Annotated in this window: 22 protein-coding genes; 13 read left to right on the top strand and 9 right to left on the bottom strand. The window is 61.0% G+C overall.

What is annotated here, in order from left to right:
- Positions 1-74: 74 nt before the first annotated feature.
- Complete coding sequence (locus OEZ49_RS09635) at positions 75-629, top strand: helix-hairpin-helix domain-containing protein (protein ID WP_263388107.1); 555 nt, start codon at positions 75-77, stop codon at positions 627-629.
- A gap of 34 nt (positions 630-663) precedes the next feature.
- Here the strand turns inward: OEZ49_RS09635 and serS are convergent, their stop codons facing one another.
- On the bottom strand, positions 664-1,956 hold the full coding sequence (gene serS, locus OEZ49_RS09640) for a serine--tRNA ligase (RefSeq protein ID WP_263388108.1): 1,293 nt from the start codon (positions 1,954-1,956) through the stop codon (positions 664-666).
- Positions 1,957-2,149: 193 nt separating this feature from the next.
- Here serS and OEZ49_RS09645 point away from each other — a divergent pair, with 193 nt between their 5' ends.
- Positions 2,150-2,965, top strand: coding sequence for a class I SAM-dependent methyltransferase (locus OEZ49_RS09645; protein ID WP_263388109.1), 816 nt, complete (start codon positions 2,150-2,152; stop codon positions 2,963-2,965).
- A gap of 51 nt (positions 2,966-3,016) precedes the next feature.
- Here OEZ49_RS09645 and OEZ49_RS09650 read toward each other — a convergent pair whose 3' ends face one another.
- A complete protein-coding gene (locus OEZ49_RS09650; protein ID WP_263388110.1) occupies positions 3,017-3,433 on the bottom strand; it encodes an SET domain-containing protein in 417 nt (138 codons plus the stop codon).
- A 162-nt stretch (positions 3,434-3,595) separates the two neighbouring features.
- Positions 3,596-5,230, bottom strand: coding sequence for a mechanosensitive ion channel family protein (locus OEZ49_RS09655; protein WP_263388111.1), 1,635 nt, complete (start codon positions 5,228-5,230; stop codon positions 3,596-3,598).
- A gap of 177 nt (positions 5,231-5,407) precedes the next feature.
- Between OEZ49_RS09655 and yajC the strand changes: the two genes are divergently transcribed.
- The 10 genes from yajC to OEZ49_RS09705 all read left to right on the top strand — a co-directional run bounded on the left by yajC (position 5,408) and on the right by OEZ49_RS09705 (position 12,449).
- Positions 5,408-5,692, top strand: a complete 285-nt coding sequence (yajC, locus tag OEZ49_RS09660) for a preprotein translocase subunit YajC (protein ID WP_164132673.1) — start codon at positions 5,408-5,410, stop codon at positions 5,690-5,692.
- Between the two features lie 33 nt (positions 5,693-5,725).
- Complete coding sequence (gene secD / locus OEZ49_RS09665; RefSeq protein WP_263388112.1) at positions 5,726-7,387, top strand: protein translocase subunit SecD; 1,662 nt, start codon at positions 5,726-5,728, stop codon at positions 7,385-7,387.
- 1 nt (position 7,388) lies between these two features.
- Positions 7,389-8,357, top strand: a complete 969-nt coding sequence (secF, locus tag OEZ49_RS09670; protein WP_263388113.1) for a protein translocase subunit SecF — start codon at positions 7,389-7,391, stop codon at positions 8,355-8,357.
- Between the two features lie 68 nt (positions 8,358-8,425).
- Positions 8,426-9,181 carry a sulfite exporter TauE/SafE family protein gene (locus OEZ49_RS09675; protein WP_263388114.1) on the top strand — a complete coding sequence of 252 codons (756 nt, stop codon included), beginning with the start codon at positions 8,426-8,428 and terminating at the stop codon, positions 9,179-9,181.
- A 1-nt stretch (position 9,182) separates the two neighbouring features.
- Positions 9,183-9,536, top strand: coding sequence for an Mth938-like domain-containing protein (locus OEZ49_RS09680; protein ID WP_164132669.1), 354 nt, complete (start codon positions 9,183-9,185; stop codon positions 9,534-9,536).
- Between the two features lie 142 nt (positions 9,537-9,678).
- Positions 9,679-10,293 (top strand): heme ABC exporter ATP-binding protein CcmA, encoded by a 615-nt coding sequence (gene ccmA / locus OEZ49_RS09685; protein WP_263388115.1) that lies wholly within the window; start codon positions 9,679-9,681, stop codon positions 10,291-10,293.
- Positions 10,290-10,946 (top strand): heme exporter protein CcmB, encoded by a 657-nt coding sequence (gene ccmB, locus OEZ49_RS09690; RefSeq protein ID WP_263388116.1) that lies wholly within the window; start codon positions 10,290-10,292, stop codon positions 10,944-10,946. Before ccmA ends, ccmB begins: the two co-directional genes overlap by 4 nt.
- A 45-nt stretch (positions 10,947-10,991) precedes the next feature.
- Positions 10,992-11,765 carry a heme ABC transporter permease gene (locus OEZ49_RS09695; protein ID WP_263388117.1) on the top strand — a complete coding sequence of 258 codons (774 nt, stop codon included), beginning with the start codon at positions 10,992-10,994 and terminating at the stop codon, positions 11,763-11,765.
- Entirely contained in the window at positions 11,762-11,920 is a 159-nt protein-coding gene (gene ccmD, locus OEZ49_RS09700; protein ID WP_263388118.1) for a heme exporter protein CcmD, read from the top strand. Before OEZ49_RS09695 ends, ccmD begins: the two co-directional genes overlap by 4 nt.
- The gene (locus OEZ49_RS09705) at positions 11,913-12,449 is read left to right on the top strand and encodes a DsbE family thiol:disulfide interchange protein (RefSeq protein ID WP_263388119.1); all 537 of its coding nucleotides are present in this window, start codon (positions 11,913-11,915) and stop codon (positions 12,447-12,449) included. The genes ccmD and OEZ49_RS09705 overlap by 8 nt, the downstream gene beginning before the upstream one ends.
- Positions 12,450-12,587: 138 nt before the next feature.
- On the opposite strand, the gene acnA is transcribed toward OEZ49_RS09705, so the two are convergent.
- Positions 12,588-15,278, bottom strand: a complete 2,691-nt coding sequence (gene acnA, locus OEZ49_RS09710; RefSeq protein ID WP_263388120.1) for an aconitate hydratase AcnA — start codon at positions 15,276-15,278, stop codon at positions 12,588-12,590.
- Positions 15,279-15,528: 250 nt separating this feature from the next.
- Here acnA and OEZ49_RS09715 point away from each other — a divergent pair, with 250 nt between their 5' ends.
- On the top strand, positions 15,529-16,227 hold the full coding sequence (locus OEZ49_RS09715) for a DUF1223 domain-containing protein (RefSeq protein WP_263388121.1): 699 nt from the start codon (positions 15,529-15,531) through the stop codon (positions 16,225-16,227).
- Here OEZ49_RS09715 and OEZ49_RS09720 read toward each other — a convergent pair whose 3' ends face one another.
- From OEZ49_RS09720 to OEZ49_RS09740, 5 genes are all read right to left on the bottom strand, one after another.
- Positions 16,228-17,154, bottom strand: coding sequence for a lysophospholipid acyltransferase family protein (locus OEZ49_RS09720; protein ID WP_263388122.1), 927 nt, complete (start codon positions 17,152-17,154; stop codon positions 16,228-16,230).
- Positions 17,155-17,163: 9 nt separating this feature from the next.
- Positions 17,164-18,018, bottom strand: a complete 855-nt coding sequence (locus OEZ49_RS09725; RefSeq protein ID WP_263388123.1) for a DMT family transporter — start codon at positions 18,016-18,018, stop codon at positions 17,164-17,166.
- A 96-nt stretch (positions 18,019-18,114) separates the two neighbouring features.
- Positions 18,115-19,200 (bottom strand): flagellar motor switch protein FliG, encoded by a 1,086-nt coding sequence (locus OEZ49_RS09730; protein WP_263388179.1) that lies wholly within the window; start codon positions 19,198-19,200, stop codon positions 18,115-18,117.
- Positions 19,201-19,315: 115 nt separating this feature from the next.
- Entirely contained in the window at positions 19,316-19,870 is a 555-nt protein-coding gene (locus OEZ49_RS09735) for a tetratricopeptide repeat protein (protein WP_263388124.1), read from the bottom strand.
- Between the two features lie 93 nt (positions 19,871-19,963).
- On the bottom strand, positions 19,964-20,128 hold the full coding sequence (locus tag OEZ49_RS09740) for an adenylosuccinate lyase (RefSeq protein WP_164132658.1): 165 nt from the start codon (positions 20,126-20,128) through the stop codon (positions 19,964-19,966).
- Between the last annotated feature and the right edge of the window lie 102 nt (positions 20,129-20,230).

Genomic DNA, 20,230 nt, shown 5'->3' on the forward strand with positions numbered 1-20,230 from the left:
GCCGCGTATGAGGCGGATTTGAAAAACACAAATCGAACAGTTTCTGGAAGATAGTGGACAGGACGAGAGCTGAGATGAAATCGGTAAACGAGATTGAAGGCGTTGGCCCGGCTTTGGGCAAGTTGTTGACAGAAGCCGGGTTCAAGAGCGCGGAAGCCGTCGCGAAATCCAGCCTGGAGCAGTTGTGTGCGATACCGGGAATTGGAGCGGCACGGGGTGCCGCGATCCTGTCCGCGGCTCAAGCGCTGGTCGGCAGTTCGACGACGGGTAAGGCCACTGCGGCAAGAACCCCGTCGCAAAGGCGAAACCCGGTTGCGCGGCCCGGGCGCTCGGCGCGGGGCAAGGCGCCGCGCAGCGCGCCCGTCGTACCGGTCCAACGGCCCGCAACCGCGCGCAGCGAGGCAGAGATCGCACAAGCGGATGCTGCGGCTGTGGCGGAACTGACCGAGGATGAGGCCAAGGACAAGAAAAAAGCCAAGGCTGCAGCCAAGGAAGCCAAGGCTAAACAGAAGAAGAAGGACTTCGAGGAAAAGATCAAGAAGGCCAAGGAAAAGGTCAAGAAGAAGTCCGACAAGAAGAAGTCCGACAAGAAGAAAAAAAAGAAGGCAAAGAAAAAGGCGAAGAAGTAACTTCTCCGCCTTTTTGGTCCGGTTCTGGTGGGCGTCAGATCAGGGTGCCGTCCAGTGCCAGGGTCAACTTGCCACCCAGGTAAGGCGACAGTACCACGGGCAGGGTGACGGTGCCGTCTTCGTTCTGACCGTTCTCCAGCACCGCGATCAGGCAGCGCCCCACGGCAAGGCCCGAGCCGTTCAGCGTATGAACGAACTGCGGCTTGCCGCCATCGGTGGGTTTGAAACGGGCGTTCATGCGCCGCGCCTGGAAATCGCCACAGGTCGAGACCGAGCTGATCTCGCGATAGGTGTCCTGACCGGGCAGCCAAGCCTCGATGTCGTAGGTGCGGCGGGCGCCAAACCCCATGTCACCGGTGCAGAGCACCACGGTGCGGTAGGGGATGCCCAGCTTTTCCAGGATACCTTCGGCGCAGCGCAGCATGCGTTTCTGCTCCTCATCCGACTTGTCCGGATGAGTGATCGAAACCATCTCGACCTTTTCGAACTGGTGCTGGCGCAACATACCGCGGGTGTCGCGACCTGCCGACCCTGCCTCGGACCGGAAGCACAGCGAATGCGCTGTGTAGCGGCGGGGCAGATAGCTTTCCTCGATCGTGCTGCCATTGACGATATTGGTCAGCGACACCTCGGACGTTGGGATCAGCCACCAGCCCTCGCGGGTCTGATAGCTGTCTTCGCCGAACTTTGGCAACTGGCCAGTGCCCTGCATCATCTCGGACAGCACCAAAACCGGGCCATTGACCTCGGTCAGCCCGTTCTCTCCGGTGTGGGTGTCGAGCATGAACTGCGCCAGCGCGCGGTGGATACGAGCGACACCACCCGAGAGCAGAACGAACCGAGCGCCCGACAGTTTGGCGGCGGTTTCGAAATCCATCCCGTTCTGGACGGCGGGGATTTCGAAATGCTCCTTGGGAGCAAAAGCAAAGCTGCGGGGAATGCCCCAGCGGTTGATCTCGACATTGTCGGCCTCATCCGCCCCGTCTGGTACATCATCGGCGGGCAGGTTGGCGATGCGCGACAGCATGTCAGCCAGTTGAGTGTCGAGGTCTTTTGCTTCGGCCTGCATCTGGGCTATTTCGGCCTTTTTCTCGGTCACCAGGGCGCGCAGGCGCTCAAACTCGGCCTCGTCACCACGTGCCTTGGCTGCGCCCACTTCCTTGGAAGCCTTGTTCTGTTCGGCTTGCGCGGTTTCGGCCGCCAGGATGCGCGCACGGCGCTCTTCGTCCAGAGCCAGGATCTGCGACGACACCGGCGCATCTCCGCGGCGCGCCAGGGCGGCGTCAAAGGCTGCGGGATTTTCGCGAATGGCGCGGATGTCGTGCATGGGTCTGGTCCTCGAAAGGTGAATCACTGCACGGGGTTATGCACCAAATGACGGACGGGGTGTAGCGCGTCGTTGCAACGGTACTGGATTCGAGACGTGGATACCGCGTGACGGTCGCTTACCTGCACACGGTTCGGGTAAAACATGGTATCCTTTCGCGGTGACATGTCATCAACCCGTTAAGGAGGGCGTGATGGGCGGGCACGATAAGTTTGGAGCATCAAGTACTTTTGCCGAGCGCTATGAAACAACACTAGTGCCGGTCATCTTTCGACCTTGGGCACGTGAACTGATCCGGCGGATTGTGCCGGAAAGTGGCGAACGTATTCTGGATCTTGCTTGCGGAACCGGCGCGGTCGGTCGAGAAGTTTTCGCCTCGGGCGTCGAACCCGGGGTCCTGATCGGTGCGGACATAAGCGAAGGCATGCTTGAAGTTGCGCGCTCAAGAGCATCTGAGGCAGGCATCGAAGCGGAGTATCTACAAGCGAGTGCCGACAACCTGCCGTTTCCGGACAACTCTTTCGACGTAGCCTTCTGCCAACAGGCGCTTCAATTCTTTGCCGATCGTCCGGCCGCGTTGCGTGAGTTGAAACGGGTTTTGGCGCCGGGAGGGCGGACTGTGTTTTGCGTGTCCCGGAAGCTGGAGTTGAACCCGTTACTCAAGGCGCAGGCAGCGACGCTCGACAAATACGCCGGCAGGGACGCCGGTAATGCAGTGCGTGCAATTTGCGCCTTTGATGATGAGCAGGCGTTGCGCCGTCTATTTCAGGATGCCGGCATGGCCGAGATCGAGATCGAAAGCGTCACCCTGACCCCTTCGCACCCAGACGGGCGTGCCTTTGCACGAGGCGCGATGGGGGGAATGCACACCGGGGACAAGATGTCTCGCATGTCCGAAGAAGAGCGTAATGAAAGCATCGAGTATTTCATGGCAGGGCTGGGCAGTTGTTTCGACGGGGTTGGAATAAAGTTTCCCCACGTCTCCTATATCGTCACGGCGCGCGCCTGATCCGGTACGGTGTGACCTCGGGCCGGTTTGGAACCGGCCCGATGCGGATTGTTAGTTGAATACCACCTTGGGGGGCGTCATTCGGTGGCGCGGCGGGTACATGCGGATCTCGCCGGTCATGAAATCGGCATAGTCGCGGGTCAGTTCGGTTCCGGCCGGAATATCCGTCAGCGCGATGCCCCAGATCCCATCCGAATAGTCCAGGTTGGGATACATGGAATGGTTCATGAAGCGGCCTTCGTCGCCTTCGAGCATCCGGTATCCGGGGCGGTGTATGTCGGGGTAGCTGTAGCGCTCCAGAAACTCGCGAACATGTGGTTCGACATTGTCGATCTTGGCTTCTGGGAAGGTGACATCGAGCATTCTGTCGTGTCGCCAGACCTTGTCGCCGCGTTGTATGTCGTCATGGCAAAACACCCCCAGTCCTTCGATTTCGGAGGGGGCGAGATAGCAGCGCACCATCATCATGCGCCTGTTCCTTCTAGCAGATTGGCCGGGCCGCTTCCCGGTCTGGAACACTGAGGAAATTGTATTGCGCACAGCGGTTCGCGCCAGGAAATCAAGGCATTGATTCGCGTCGCAACGCAACGGAAATTAACGTATTTTGCCGCGATGCTCTGTGTCTGGCGGCTAGGCTTTGGATTGTTCCTTTTCGCCGCTGTCCTGATGGGCCAGCTTGCCATCCCAGGGCGCCGTCGCGACCTTGGCATCAGGTGGGTCGGCGACATAGGACGGGGTCATGATCTGGACGCCGTTTTCGGTAAACACATCAAGTATGTTGCGATGAAGATCGGATTTTATCCGAGGAATGATCGCACCTTGGGTCGTGTAGGCGTTGATTTGATAATTGACTGCATAGTCTGCCAGCGCTGCCCACAGCACGAAAGGGGCAGGGCGGTTCTTGAGGCCATTGGTACGCCTGGCCGCTTCGATCAGCATGGCCTCGACCTTTTCGGTGGGCTCCTCGTAGCCGATGCCCACGGTTGTATGAACCAGAAGGCCGTTGGCGTCGGCGTGTTTGGAATAGTTGACGACTTCGGAATTCAGCAGCTGCGCGTTCGGGATCGAGATCAGCTCGTTCTTGATCGAGCGCAGATGCGTTTCCATCATCTTGATTTCGACCACATCGCCCAAGTGCTCGCCGATCTTGATCCGGTCTCCGATCGAGGTGGACCGGCGATAGATCACGAAAAGCCCCGAAATCAGATTGTTCATGACCGAGTTAGAACCGAGCGAAAGCATCGCCCCGACAAGGATCGTCAACCCCTGAAAGGCAGCCGACTCGGAGCCGGGGATATAGGGAAAGGCAAACACCAGAGCGATCAGGATCAGAATGGCCCGGACGATGTTGAATGTGGGAATGACCCAATGCCGTTCGAAGTTGCCGATTTCGAAACTTCCCGCTTCGACCGCCTCGAAGAATATCCGCAGGCCGCGGATGATGTATTGCGTGACAGCCGCGATGATCAGCAGCGTGACGAGATTGGGAAGGTAGTTGAAGAAACCAAGGACGATGTTCAGAACCGGCCGTGTGACATAGGTCAGCAGAAGCTGAGCCACGTAACGCGTTTCGGCAAAAGCCAGAAGAATGAACGACAGGTAGTAGTAGACGCCCAGGAAGAAGATCGACAACAGGACGAAGTTGATCCCGAACCGGATCAGCGCGGCGATGGCATCGGCGCGAACATGGGCCCGGGTGGCAGATTCAACCTCGGCCAGGTTTCTGTGGACCAGTCTTGTGATCCGGGTGTTGAGGAACCTGCGAAGAAGGAAGCCCAGGAAGGTGAAGAGCGCAAAGGCCAATGTCCACCCCAGGGCATAGATCGCGCCCTCGATCCGGGCCTTGTCGGATCGTTCCGACCTGTAGGACAAGATCGCCTCTTTAATGACCTTGGCATGCACGTCGGCCAGCAACGCCAGGTCGATCTTTTCCAGAGCGGCGTCGGCTTGTGTGACCGTCAGGATTTCAACGCCATCCGCCAAGATGACGAAACCAAAGCGTTCTTCTCGTTTCTGGATGTTAACGGTAGTGCTGTTGGAGGCCGTGGCAACCTGAACAAGCCGTTCATGTACCTCCAGCGCGCGCCGTTCGGCGGGCATGCCACTGACGCCGCGCAACAGGAAAAGCTCGGACCCGTCCAGGATGACAGGGGCCTGAAACACACCCGACGACATTGGCGCCGAGGCCGATGTTTCCTGTGCCGATGCCATTGATACACAGAGTGTCTGAACAACAAGTACCGCTATCACCAACAGGCGGATCATGGCTGGATTTCCCCTCAGCTGTCGAACCGACTATACCTGCGGATTGAAACCTGACCAGAAGGGAAAATGCGCAAAGAAACCTGCTTTTGTGCTCGACTTGCAAAGGAACGGTTCTGCGCATAGGTTCCCGGCGAAATCTGCGGGGCTCTCCCGCCAGCCAGCACAAAGGATTCTCCCATGGAAGGTGGCGCAATCGCCCAGTTTCTCCCGCTTATCCTGATCTTTGCGATCATGTATTTCCTTCTGATCCGTCCGCAGCAAAAGAAGGTCAAGGAACATCAGGCGATGGTGGCTGCGCTGCGTCGCGGCGATCAGGTGATCACCCAAGGCGGTCTTGTCGGCAAGGTTGTCAAGGTCAAGGACGATGGCGAGCTTGAAGTCGAGATTGCCGAGGGCGTGAAAGTGCGTGTTGTCAAGGCGACCATTGCCCAGGTTCTGAACAAGACCGAACCGGCCAAGTGAACTATCGCCTCAACCTCCTGAAAAGGCAGGGTAATGCTGCAAATTGATTCCTGGAAGAGGGTGCTGGTTCTGCTGGTCTGTGTGGCCGGTCTGCTGCTGGCCCTGCCGAACGCGTTCTACACCCGCGTCGAACAAAGCAATGACGCCCGTGCGGCGATCGAGGTTCAGGGCGAAACCGCCGAGCTGACCGCGGCAGCAGGGCAGTGGCCGTCCTGGATGCCGTCTTCGCTGGTCAACCTTGGTCTGGACCTGCGCGGCGGCGCTCATCTGCTGGCCGAAGTGCAGGTGGCGGATGTCTATGAGGCCCGCATGGAAGCCATGTGGCCCGAAATCCGCAACGCGCTGCGCGGTGAACGGGACACGGTTGGTACAATTCGCAAGCAGCCGTCCCCAGGAGACGAGATTCGGATCAAGATCAGCAAGCCCGAAGGCATGGCGCGCGCTCTGGAAGTGGTTCGCGGTTTGGGCCGCCCGATCCAGACACTGACAGGGGCCGGATCAAACGATATCGAGGTGCGCGGTACAGGCGACGAGATTGTCGTGACCCTAAGCGAGGCCGAGAAACTGGCCACGGATGACAGAACGGTCCGACAGGCGCTGGAAATCGTGCGCCGCCGTATCGACGAAGTTGGAACGCGTGAGCCGACCATTCAACGTCAAGGGACTGACCGAATCCTGATCCAGGTGCCGGGTATCGGCAGCGCCAGCGAGTTGAAGGAAATCATCGGCACCACGGCGCAGCTGACCTTCAGTCCTGTGGTTTCGCGCGGTACGGATGCCGAGGCACGCGCCGAAGTCGGGCAAAAGGTGATCCCTTCGTTGGATCAACAGGGCGTCTTCTATACTGTCGAAGCTGCTCCGGTCGTGACTGGCGAAGAACTGGTAGATGCACAGCCTGCGTTCGACCAGAACGGCCGGCCTGCGGTGAACTTCCGCTTCAACACCTCGGGTGCCCGCAAGTTTGGTGACTATACCCGCGACAATATCGGGGCGCCCTTTGCCATCGTGCTGGATAACGAAGTCATCAGCGCTCCTGTCATCCAATCCCACATCCCCGGTGGTTCGGGTATCATCACCGGCAATTTCACGGTCGAGGAAAGCACCAACCTTGCTGTCCTTTTGCGCGCGGGCGCTCTGCCGGCTGGGCTCGATTTCCTTGAAGAGCGTACAATCGGGCCAGAACTGGGTCAGGACAGTATCGACGCAGGCAAGGTCGCGACCGTCGTCGCCTTTGTTGCGGTTCTGGGCTTTATGTGGGCCAGTTACGGTCTCTTCGGGATCTTTGCGAATGTGGCACTGATCATAAACGTCGGGTTGATCTTTGGTCTTCTCAGCGTGATTGGCGGGACACTGACGCTGCCGGGGATTGCCGGTATCGTTCTGACCGTCGGTATGGCAGTCGATGCCAACGTTCTGATCTTTGAACGTATCCGGGAAGAGCTGAAAACCGCCAAAGGCCCGGCACGCGCCATCGAACTGGGTTATGAAAAGGCACTAAGCGCCATTCTGGATGCCAACATAACCACGTTCATCACCGCCGTGATCCTTTTCGCAATGGGCTCCGGCCCCGTGCGCGGCTTTGCCATTACCCTTGGTCTGGGGATCCTGACCTCGGTTTTTACCGCGATTTTCGTCACCCGCCTGTTGGTGGTGATGTGGTTCGAACGTCGCCGCCCCAAGACGATCGAGGTCTGACATGCGCTTGAAACTCGTACCGGACGAAACCTCGTTCGACTTTTTCGGCCGCTGGAAGCTGTGGCTGGGCATCTCGGCCCTGATGGTGGTGATAGGGTTTGCCTCCTTTGCCCTGCAAGGACTGAACTTCGGCATCGACTTTCGCGGTGGCACAACGATCCGCACGCAAAGCACCCAAGCCATCGACGTGGGCGTTTATCGCGACGCTATCGCGCCGCTTGGTTTGGGTGATGTGACCATCACCGAGATTTTCGACCCGACCTTTGGCCCGGATGAAAACGTGGCGATGATCCGAATTCAGGCCCAGGACGAGGCCGAGGCGGTTAGCGCCGAGACTATTGCCGCTGTCGAGACGGCACTGGCCGCCACGACCCCGGATATCGAATTCGTGTCGGTGGAATCGGTTGGTCCAAAGGTCTCGGGCGAACTGATCCAGACGGCGGTTCTGGCTGTCTCCCTGGCGATCCTGTCGGTTCTCGTCTACATCTGGCTGCGGTTCGAATGGCAATTCGCCGTGGGGGCGGTTGCTGCGCTCATTCACGACGTGGTCCTGACGATCGGTGTCTTTTCCGAGCTTCAGATCCGTTTCGATCTGGCCATCATCGCGGCGCTTCTGACCATTGTCGGCTATTCGCTGAACGATACGGTGGTCGTGTTTGATCGGGTTCGGGAAAACCTGCGCAAATACAAGAAGATGGAGCTGAAGGACCTGTTGAATCTGTCGATCAACGAAACCCTCAGCCGGACGTTGATGACCTCGCTGACGACACTTCTCGCGCTGATCTCGCTGTACGTGCTGGGCGGTGACGTGATCCGCGGGTTCGTATTTGCAATGATCTGGGGGATTATTGTCGGTACCTATTCGTCGATTTTCGTGGCGTCGACCATCCTGCTTTGGCTGGGAGTCAAGCGCGACTGGTCGAAACCGACGAACACCACCGGCAACCAGTTCGCCGATATCGACGCCTGATGCTGGCGTCATACCTGCGCCGCCGGTGGCACTAAGGTCCGGTGGCGGAACAGGTAAGGGTGGCTGTCATGGTATTCGGATCGGGCTTGCCGCTTTCTGAAATGTGGATACTGGTCGGCGCGGCATATCTTGCCGGGCTGGTCCGGGGGTTTGCCGGTTTTGGGACCGCGCTGATCTTCTTGCCCTTCGCCGGTATGGTTCTGTCACCCGTACAGGCGATCACGGTCTTGGTGCTGATGGACATCGTGGGCCCCTTGCCGATGCTGCCACGCGCTGCCCGCCACGTGGACAAAGGCGATCTTGCCCGTCTGCTGGGGGGGGCGGTTGTCGCATTGCCGCTGGGGCTCTATGCCCTGTTCCTGCTGGATTCGCAGGACTTCCGCTATCTGGTGTCCGGTGCCTCCCTGATCATGCTCACCGGTCTTGTCCTGGGCTGGCGCTATGCCGGGGCGCTGCCCCCACGCGCGGTTGCCGCGACTGGCGCGGCATCCGGCTTTCTCGGGGGCGTGGTGGGCGTTCCTGGACCACCTGTGATCTTTGTCTACATGGCCAGCCCAAAGCCTGCCACGTCGATCCGGGCCAATATCACGTTCTATTTGTTTGGCTATGACTGGATGGTTCTTGCGATGATGGGGCTGGCCGGGCGGCTCGATCCGGGCTTTCTGGTGACCGGTCTGATGTTGATCGTGCCGAATATGCTTGGCACCGTGTCCGGCGCGGCGCTATTCGTACCCGGGTACGAGCGGGCCTACCGGCTGGCGGCCTACGGGTTGATCCTGGGCGCGGCTCTGTCGGGGTTGCCCTTCTGGAGTGCAGGAGAATAAAATGCGCCTGACCGAAATGAACTACAGCGACGCGCAGCCGGTCGACGGTTATGGCCCGGGTTTCTTTCGGATTGGCGGCGTTGTGCGGCAGGGTGCTGTGCTGACTGGCGCGGAAGGAACCTCCGCCTGGGGCGGATACGAGGATGCGGCGCCTTTGCTGGCGCTCGCGGGCCGGGTGGACGTACTGTTCATCGGCACGGGCGCCGAGGTTGCGCATATCCCGTCTGCGCTGCGTGCGGCGCTGGAAGGGCAAGAAATTGGTGTCGAGGTGATGAGTTCGCCCTCCGCTTGCCGCACCTATAACGTGCTCCTGTCCGAAGGCCGCCGGATCGCGTTGGCAGTTTTGCCTGTCTGAGCGCGCTTCACTTCATTTCGCTAGAAATACTCCGGGGAGCGCGAGGGGCTGGCCCCTCGCTTGCGCCTGCTTGCAGGGCTCTGGCGGTGGATACGTCATTTCCAGCCTTTTGCCCCCGACACCAATGAGATAAGCGGAAGACATGACACTTACCGTCACCGACCTTGCCATTGCCCGCGGCGGCATACCTGTGCTGGAAGGGCTGAGCTTCAGGCTCGAGTCCGGCCAGGCTCTGATCCTGCGCGGTCCAAATGGTGCAGGAAAGACAACCCTTCTACGTACCCTTGCAGGCCTGCAACGCCCGCTGGGGGGACGCATCGACGGGGCAGAGGACCGGATCGCCTATGCCGGGCATTCCGACGGGCTGAAACCGACGCTCAGCGTGACCGAGAACCTGACATTCTGGGCCTCTGTATTTGGCGGGCGCGATATCGGTCCTGCCCTGAAGGCGTTTCGTCTGGATGATCTGGCCGATCGCCATGCGGGGAATCTGTCGGCCGGGCAGAAGCGTCGCCTAGGCCTGTCGCGGCTGCTGGTCACCGGGCGGCCGATCTGGATGCTGGATGAACCGACCGTATCGCTTGATCGCGAGGCGGTTGCAATGTTTGCCGACGCGGTGCGGACCCACCTGGCCCAGGGCGGGTCGGCCTTGATCGCCACCCATATCGACCTTGGGCTTGACGGTACCATCCTGGACGTGGGGCCTTACAAGGCCAAGCCGGTTCTGGACAGCGATTTCGATGGAGGTTTCCTGTGATCGCGCTGTTGCAACGCGACCTTGTGCTGGCGCTGCGCGCCGGTGGCGGGTTCGGGCTGGGCCTTGCCTTCTTTCTGATCGTGACGGTTCTGGTGCCCTTCTCGGTCGGGCCACAGTCGTCGCTGCTGGGGACCATCGCACCGGGCGTGCTGTGGCTGGGGGCCTTGTTGGCTTGCCTCCTGTCGCTCGACCGTCTGCTGGCGCTCGACTGGGAGGATGGCACGCTCGACCTGTTGGCAACGGCGCCCCTGCCGCTGGAATCGGTGGTCACAATCAAGGCGCTGGCGCATTGGCTGACGACCGGCTTGCCCCTTGTGCTGGCCGCGCCGGTGCTGGGTGTGCTGCTGAACCTGCCCGGGCCGGGTTTCTTGTGGATGGTGATCTCGCTGGCGCTTGGCACCCCGGCGCTCAGCGTCATCGGCACATTTGGCGCGGCGCTGACCGTTGGGCTGAAACGCGGCGGACTGCTATTGTCGCTCCTCGTGCTGCCGCTCTATGTCCCAACCTTGATCTACGGGGCCGAGGTCGCGCGCCGTGGCGCCGAGGGCATGACGGTGGCAACTCCGCTGATGATGCTGGCGGGGATCAGCGCCGCGGTGATCGCGCTTTTGCCCTTTGCCAGCGCTGCCGTGCTCCGCGTCAATCTGCGTTGACGCAAGTCAATTGAGAATGCCACCGCTTCGGACTAGATAAGGCCTATGTCGATATCAACGAGACTCAACGCGCTCTGGGAATATGCCAACCCGCGCAAGTTCCTGGCCACCACCGAGCGGGTGCTGCCGGTTCTGTGGCTGCTCACGGCTGTCACGCTGATTGGCGGGCTTGTCTGGGGCTTCTTCTTCACGCCCGACGATTACCGGCAGGGATCGACGGTCAAGATCATCTATATCCACGTGCCCTCGGCCTTTCTGGCGACCAGTGCCTGGTTCATGATGCTGATTACCTCTCTGGTCTGGCTGATCCGCAGGCATCATGTCAGCGCGCTGGCTTCGCGTGCGGCGGCGCCAATCGGGGCGGTGATGACCCTGATCGCGCTGGTCACCGGGGCGATCTGGGGCCAGCCGATGTGGGGCACCTGGTGGGAATGGGACCCGCGCCTGACCTCGTTTCTGGTGCTGTTCCTGTTCTACCTTGGGTACATGGCCCTGTGGGAGGCGATCGAGGATCCAGATACCGCTGCCGATCTGACTTCGGTGCTGTGCCTTGTCGGGTCGGTTTTTGCCGTGCTCAGCCGCTATGCTGTCTATTTCTGGAATCAGGGGCTGCATCAGGGGGCCTCTGTTCTGCGCGCTGGCGCTGTTGCCGGGACCGATACCACTGAAAAGGTCAGCAATGTCTATGCCTATCCGTTGCTGTTTTCGATGGCGGGCTTCTTCCTGCTGTTCGTGGCGCTGGTCTTCTATCGGACGGGAACCGAAATCCGCGCCCGCCGGATCAAGGCGCTCTTGGCGCGGGAAAGGGTAAACGGATGATCCCGGATCTTGGAAAATACGCGGGCACGGTGCTGTCCGCCTATGGCTCGTCCATCGTGCTGCTGGTGGCACTGGTCGCGCTGAGCATTCGCCGGGGACGCAAGGTCCGGGCGGAAATGGAACAAGTCGAACAGAGGATGTCGCGCAATGGCTAAGGTCTCGCCGCTGATGCTGGCGCCGCCGCTGATTTTCGGCGCTTTTGTTCTGCTGGCCGCTGTCGGCATGTTCCGGGAAGACCCTCAGTCGTTGCCGTCGGCGCGTGAAGGACAACCTGCTCCGGCACTTGCGATGACCGAGTTTCCGGGCGCGCCGGGGTTCGACGATGCAACACTGCGCGATGGCGAGGTCAAGCTGGTGAATTTCTGGGCCAGCTGGTGCGCGCCATGCCGCGCCGAGCACCCGAGTCTGGAGAAACTCGCGGCCGAAGGCATCCCGATCTATGGTGTAAACTACAAGGATAAGGTCGAGAACGCGCAAGGGTTTCTGGACGAGCTTGGCAATCCGTTTCGGGCCCTGGGTCGGGACGAGCAGGGGCGGACCGGCCTCGACTGGGGCGTCTACGGCGTGCCCGAGACCTATGTCATTAAGGGCGACGGAACCATCGTGCTGCGCTTTGCCGGTCCGATCACTTCGCGGGTGATAGACAGCACCATCCGACCGGCGCTGGAAAAAGCCGCGCAGTAGACGGTTCAGGGGCGGAAATTCTCCCAGGCCCTGCATTCCGGCTTCTTTCTGATAAGAAATACTCCGGAGCGCGAGGCAGAGCCTCGCAACAAAAACGGGCGCCGAAACGGCGCCCGCTGTCTTTTCTTTGCTGCGGTCTCAGCTGGCCTTAGCCAGGTTGCGCAGCACGTAATGCAGCACACCGCCATTCTCGATATATTCGATCTCGGGCGCGGTATCGATCCGGCACTTGACCTCGATCGTCTTGCTGCTGCCATCACCATAGGTGATGTCGCAAGGTACGGTCTGAAGCGGCTGGATGGTGTCCAGACCCCGGATCGAAACGGTTTCGTCGCCCTTCAGGCCCAGCGACTGGCGGGTATCGCCGCCGGTGAACTCGAACGGGATGACGCCCATGCCGACCAGGTTCGAGCGGTGGATACGCTCGAAGCTTTCCGCGATCACGGCCTTGACGCCCAGCAGTGCGGTGCCCTTGGCCGCCCAATCGCGCGACGAACCGGCGCCGTACTCCTTGCCGGCAAAGATCACCAGCGGGGTACCGGCCTCCTGATAGGCCATCGAGGCATCGTAGATCGAAGTCTGCGCGCCATCGGGGCCTTTGGTAAAGCCGCCTTCGACACCGTCCAGCATCTCGTTCTTGATGCGGATGTTGGCGAAGGTGCCGCGCATCATCACCTCGTGGTTGCCGCGGCGCGAGCCATAGGAGTTGAACTCGCGCGGCTGAACCTGGCGCTCGGTCAGGTACCTGCCTGCCGGGGTGTCAACCTTGAACGAACCGGCGGGCGAGATGTGGTCGGTGGTGATCATGTCGCCGAGAATGGCCAGAACGCGGGCCCCCGCGATATTGGTGATCTCACCCTTTTCAGGGGACATGCCCTGGAAGTAGGGCGGGTTCTGGATATAGGTCGAGGTCGCGGGCCAGTCGTAGGTCTCGCTGTCGGTGGTCTCGACCGACTGCCATTTGGCATCGCCCTTGAACACGTCGGCGTATTTCTTGAGGAACGCCTCGCGCGTCACGGTGGCGTGCACCAGGTCGGCGATTTCCTTGTTGGTGGGCCAGATGTCTTTCAGGTAAACCGGCTGCCCATCCTTCGAGGTGCCGAGCGGCTCGGTGGTCAGGTCGATGTTCATGTCACCGGCCAGCGCATAGGCGACGACCAGCGGCGGCGAGGCGAGATAGTTTGCACGCACGTCGGGGCTGATGCGTCCTTCGAAGTTGCGGTTGCCCGAGAGAACGGCGGTGGCAACAAGGTCGCCCTCGTTGATCGCCTTGGAGATCTCGGGTTGCAGCGGGCCGGAGTTGCCGATGCAGGTGGTGCAGCCATAGCCCACGAGGTTGAAGCCGATGGCATCCAGATCCTCTTGCAGGCCAGCGGCCTCCAGGTACTCGGTCACAACCTGGCTGCCGGGGGCCAGAGAGGTCTTGACCCAGGGCTTGCGGTTCAGGCCCAGTTCCCGTGCCTTGCGGGCAACCAGACCGGCGCCGATCAGCACATAGGGGTTCGAGGTGTTGGTGCAGGAGGTGATCGAGGCGATCACGACCTTGCCCGAGGACATGGTGTAATCCTCGCCTTCGACGGCGACTTCCTTGTCGGCCGGGCGCTTGAAGGTCTCGGTCATTTCGCGGGCAAACGCGGACTTGGCACCGGTCAGCGGCAGGTAATCCTGCGGACGCTTCGGACCCGAGATCGCCGGCACGATAGTGCCCATATCCAGTTCCAGCGTCGAGCTGTAGATCGGCGCATAGTTGGCGCCGCGCCAGAAACCGTTCTCCTTGGCATAGGCTTCGACCAGCGCGATGCGGTCTTCGTCGCGGCCGGTCTGGCGCAGGTAACGCAGGGTCTCGTCATCGATCGGGAAGAAACCGCAGGTCGCACCGTATTCGGGCGCCATGTTGGCGATGGTCGAGCGGTCGGGCAGGGGCAGTTTATCGAGGCCGGGGCCATAGAATTCGACGAACTTGCCCACCACGCCGTGCTTGCGTAGCATCTCGACCACTTTCAGCACGAGGTCGGTGGCGGTGGTGCCTTCGACCATCTCGCCGGTCAGCTTGAAGCCCACAACCTCGGGGATCAGCATCGAGATCGGCTGGCCCAGCATCGCGGCCTCGGCCTCGATACCGCCGACGCCCCAGCCCAGCACGGCCAGACCATTGACCATGGTGGTGTGGCTGTCGGTGCCGACCAAAGTGTCAGGATAGGCAACGGTGTCACCATTCTGGTCGGTGTCGGTCCAGACGGTCTGCGCCAGGTACTCCACGTTGACCTGGTGACAGATGCCGGTGCCCGGCGGCACCACGCGGAAGTTGTTGAACGCGTTCTGGCCCCATTTCAGGAAGGTGTAGCGTTCCAGGTTCCGCTCGTACTCACGGTCCACGTTCATCTGGAAGGCGCGCGGGTTGCCGAACTCGTCGATCATGACCGAGTGGTCGATGACCAGGTCGACCGGGTTCAGCGGGTTGATCTTCTGCGCGTCGCCACCCAGGCCCTTGATCCCGTCACGCATCGCGGCCAGGTCGACCACGGCAGGCACGCCGGTAAAGTCCTGCATCAGCACGCGGGCTGGACGATAGGCGATCTCGCGCGGGTTCTTGCCACCCTTGGCGCCCCATTCGGCGAATGCCTTGATGTCCTCGACCGAAACCGAGAATCCGCCATCCTCAAACCGGAGCATGTTTTCCAGCACCACTTTCAGCGAGGCGGGCAGGTTCGAGAAATCGCCAAGACCGGCTTCGGTCGCGGCGGGAATGGAATAATAGGAAATGGATTTGCCATTGACGCTAAGCGTGCGGCGCGTCTTGGCGGTATCCTGTCCGACTGTGATGGGCATCTTGGCCTCCCTCTGAAGGAACGTGGAAATGGGATTCGCTGCGGGTTATCTGCATCACGCCCGCCTTGTGTTCAAGCTCCAAGACGGGGGGTGCGTCAATTATGGTATACCATTGCACACATGTGACCGCAATATGCTGCATGCAATGGTATACAATTTGCTTTGACGTACTCAAGCAACCTTGATTGGCGCCGTGATTGGACAGACGGTAGGCTTGGGCAAGTTCCCCCGGACAGGAAAGATAACCGTCATGAAATCCACCGCCCTGTGTCTTCTGCTGACCGTGCTGTTCATGTCCGCCGCCGCCCGGGCCGAGCAGCCGGTTGTGGTGGAGTTGTTCACCTCGCAGGGATGCTCTTCGTGCCCGCCAGCGGATGAGATCATGCATCGGCTTGCAGCGCGTGATGACGTGATCGGGTTGGCGCTGCATGTGGACTATTGGGATTACATCGGTTGGAAAGATGCTTTTGCCAACCCGGCCCATACGCTTCGGCAACAGGCCTATGCTCGGTCTGGCGGACGCTCGATGATCTATACCCCGCAGATGGTGGTGCAGGGAGTCGAGGACGTGGTAGGCGCGCGGGAACAGGACGTTGTTTCTCTGATCGAAGCGCACAAGAAACGGCCCGCGCAGGCTGATCTTTCGGTGTCTCGTATGGGGCAGGAGCTATCGGTTGCACTGGCGCCCACCGGGGCCAGCGTCGCGGAGGATCATGTGGTACAACTGTTCCGCTATACGCCGCTGCGCCATGCGTCGATCAAACGGGGTGAGCTTGCAGGACACGATCTGGACTATGCGAATGTGGTCGAAAGCCTGAGCGTCGTGGGCCGCTGGGATGGCCGGTCGCAGATGGATCTGATCGTACCGGTCGAAGGCAACTTGCCGATCGTCGTGCTGGTGCAGCAGGCTGGCGCCGGTCCCATCGTGGCCGCAGCCCGGGTCAAGTGATCAGGCGGCATCCGTAGCCGGCTGGGATTCGGCGTCGAACCAGGGTTTCCAGCGGCGGTGGATCCAGAACCATTGCCCCATGTGTTGGCGCACCATCTTCTCCAGGTCATCGTTGATGAACTGGGTCATTGTGGTGGCGTCGGTATGCGGCACGGGGTCGTGCAGAACGATCTCGAAATCCAGCCCGTTGGCCTTGCGTACCGCATAGCAGGGGATCATCACCGCATCGTACTTCAGGGCCAGCTCGGCATTTAGAACCGAAGTGACCGCAGTCTGACCAAAGAACGTCAGTTGCTCGCCGCCATGAGCGTGCAGATCCGAGACGATCGCGATGATCCCGCCTTGTTTCAGCGACCGGACCATTTCCATCATACCGCGCCGTCCCTGTTCGAACATCGGCTCGCCGGTCTTGTGAAAAGCGTCTACGTAGATCTCGTTGAAATAGGGGTTGGCCATGCGGCGATAGAGGCAACCAATCGGTTTCCCGCCCCGGGCCTGCAACGCGACGCGTGCGGCGAGGTAGTGGCCAAAATGGGCTGTGATCATCATCACCGGCTTGCCCGTGGCAACCGCCGCATCGAAGGCGGCAATGCCGGGGCCGGTGATTTCGGCGCCTTTCTGGCGTTGTGTGAACCCTTCTGGCGAGAAATGTTCCATGATTGCGCGTCCCGCATTGTCCGGCACGGCGCGGCACAGGCGGCGAACCTCGGTCTCGGGCAGGTCAGGGCAGGTCAGTGAGAGGTTGTCGCGGATGCGCTTGCTGAACCCCACCAGTGGTCCGAGCCCGCTCATCACCCGGCCCATGGCGGCGATCCGCGTGTCATAGGGCAGCAACCGCATGCTGCCGATCAGTCCGCGCAACACCAGATACTGGGCATAGTAGGACGCGCGTGCGCCACGGCTGAGTTCGGATTTTTCCAGGGGCATCGGGGTCTCTTACCGGTTGTGCATTTCGCGATGCCACACATATAGGCCCGCCCCCGCGATCACAAGCGCACCCAGGACCGTCCAGATATCCGGATACTCGCCAAAAAATGCAGCACTCCAGGCAGCAGCGAAACCCAGACCGCAATAGGCATAGGGGGCCAGCATGGCCGCCTCACCCTGCGAAAAGGCGCGAATTAGGCTGAGCTGGCCCATGGTGCCGAACCCCACGACCAGCACGATCAGGCCCCATCCGACCGTGTCCGGTGTCTGCCAATACGGGGGAACGATCAGACTGAGGATGATGGTGCCGACCAGCCCGGTATAGAGCAGCGAGGTCCAGACATCCTCGTCCGGGCCGACGCGGCGGGTGAGCAGCGCATAGGTCGAGTAACATGCAGCCGCGGCCAGCGGGAACAGAGCAGCGGGTTGGAACAAGCCCGTGCCTGGGCGCAGGACGATCAGGGCTCCGATCATCGCGATGGCGATGCCGAGGATGCGCCGTGGGCCAAGCGCTTCACCTAGGAATAGCGCCGCGCCGAGAGTGATCAGCACCGGGTTGACTGCCATCAATGCGCTGGCATCGGTCAAGGGGATGCGGCTGATGCCTATGAAGAAGAACCAGGTCGCGCCCATCAGCATCAGAGACCGCAACAGTTGCAGGCGCGGGTATTTCGTACGCGCGACGCGGCGCAGCCGCGGCAGGACCAGCACCAGGACCAGCGCCATCTGGCCGGTGTAACGCGCCCAGAGAGAGGGTATCACGCCAATGCGCGGCGCCAGTGCCTTGACCGAGGCGTCCATCAGCGTGAAGAAAAGGATGGCGAGCACCATGTAGACGATGGCCTGGCGGGAAGACTGGCTCATCGGGCGGCGCTCCGGGCCTTGAAGGAAAGTTCGCTGAACATGTGAAGCTGATAGCGGTGACGCCGTCCACTGTCCATGGCCGCTGTCTGCGAGTGCTCAGCTCTCTTCTTCGTCGATGTCGAGCAGCTTCAGCGCGCCTTCCTCTTCTAGCGTTCGAATGCCGGCGACCAGTGCGGTCATCGCGGACTCGCCGTCGGTACGCTTGATCTTGCCACGTTCGCGGATCTCGTCGCGCAGGTTGTCGGCCATCCGGGCCGACATGTTGCTCAGCAGAAACTCGGCCACAGCGGCTTCGTCGCCTTCGGTCGCGGCGGCCAGGGCAACCGCCAATTTATTCGGTTCTGCGACTCGGATGATGGCGGGCACGTCGCGCGTGGCGACGCGGCGAGGGATGTCGGCAAAGGTGAACAGCATCTTGCGCACCGAGACAGCAAAGGCGGCATCCTCTTCGTCCAGCGCGCTCATGACCTGATCTCGGGTGGTTTGCGGCGACTGGTTGAGGATATTGCCCACGCGTTTTTCGGGCCGGTCGGCAAAGGCCTGGATTGGCCGTGCGTCGATCTGCGCGGCCAGCGACCAGCCGATCCTGTCAACTGCTTCGGGCGTCACCTTGCCTGTCTGCGAGATGGCATAGGTGATGCGCCGGGCCACCGGACCCGGCAGTTTCCCTAACAATGCCGCCGCCTTGGTGGTGTCGAGCTTGGACAGCATAACGGCGGCGACCTCTGTGCTTTCCGCCTCGGCGATTTCGGCGAGTTCCTCGGGGGGCAGGGCGCGCAGACGCTGCCAGGGGTCGCCCATCTGGCGCACGCCTGCCTCGCGCCGCAGGCGCGCGGCGGTGGTCGGGTTGATCTTGCCGTCCATGGCAGACAAGGCGCCTGCCAGCCCATGGGGAAAGCTGAGGCCAATCCCTTCCAGCGCCTCGGCAAATTCCTCGGCCACCGCATCGAGCGTCACCCGGTCGACAAGGCCCATGCTGCCCATCTGCTTGATCAGACACGCCTGCAAGTCTTCTGGCAATGCCTCGAGCGGAATGTCGGCCCCTTCGTTTAGCAGCAGACGTACCACAACGGCCGCTTTTTCCTGATTGGAGAGCGCGCGCGGAACGCGGCGGGGAGCGTCGTCGGGCCGCGAGACATCACCGCGCTTCGACCGCGCGGGTGGAGTGTCGATGTCAAACATCTCGGCGTCCAGGGGCGCCAGCGCATTTCTGTCCTGCATCTGTCTGCGTCATCCGTGATCTGAGTCGCAGCCAGGTTAGCGCCGTGGGCGTAAAGAAACGCTAAACCCGTGAGGATCAATAACGGTATGTCAGGCCGGTGCGGATCGCCTCGCGCAGCGAGACCTCGGCCCAGGTTCCCTCACCGCCGCGCGCGTTGATCTCGCGCCATTGGGCGATGGCAAGATCAGTTTTGCCCTCTTCGACAAAACCCTGACCCATGTAGCTGCGCGCGAGGATGTTGTCGGGATTGGCTTCGATAGCTGCTTGATAGTAGAAAACTGCGCGATCCAGATCTCCCATCTTACGATAGGTGAAGCCCCAGTAGGTCAGAACGCGGCCATCGGACTGGTCGGGCATCGCTGCCAACACGCCCTGAGCATCGGTGTAGCGCCCGGCATAAGCGAGTTCCCGAACGGCGCCGTAGAGCGTGTCAGTGTCCAGAGACGAATTCTTGGGGGCGACACATTTGCCGGTCTTTTCATCCCAGACCTTCACGCCCTTGCAGGACTTGGTCGTCTGCGTCTCCTTGGGTGGGTTGGTCCATGTCGAACCGCCGCCGCCATCGCTTCCGGCAGCAAAGGCGGACAGAGGAAGCGCTGTACTCAGGACAAGTGCGGGAAGGAGGCGCATGGGGGATACTCCAAAACGAAAACAAAATGCACACCAGTTACTTGTCGGGTGCAGCGACGCTCACCCGCCTGGCATTGCGATGCTTGGCACCGCTTAGCTGTTGACGACCTGCACGCAGCTTTGCGAGGCGGCATCCCACTGGGTGCCGGGGGCACAGGATTGCGTCTGCTCGTGGCCGCGGCTGGAACAGCCCATGGCCAGCGCCGAAAGGGGCGCCATCGCCAGAACCACCGCGCATGTCAAAGTCTTGAAGGTCATAAGGGTCTCCTCCCCTAGCTTACTGAGGAGGAGTGTAGCGCAGCTTCCTGCTTGGTCAAAGAGGGGCTCACGCGGATGTGTCGGATCGGCCAGCACTGACCG

The organism is Ruegeria marisflavi, assembly GCF_025673445.1.
Classification (GTDB): domain Bacteria; phylum Pseudomonadota; class Alphaproteobacteria; order Rhodobacterales; family Rhodobacteraceae; genus Ruegeria_B; species Ruegeria_B marisflavi.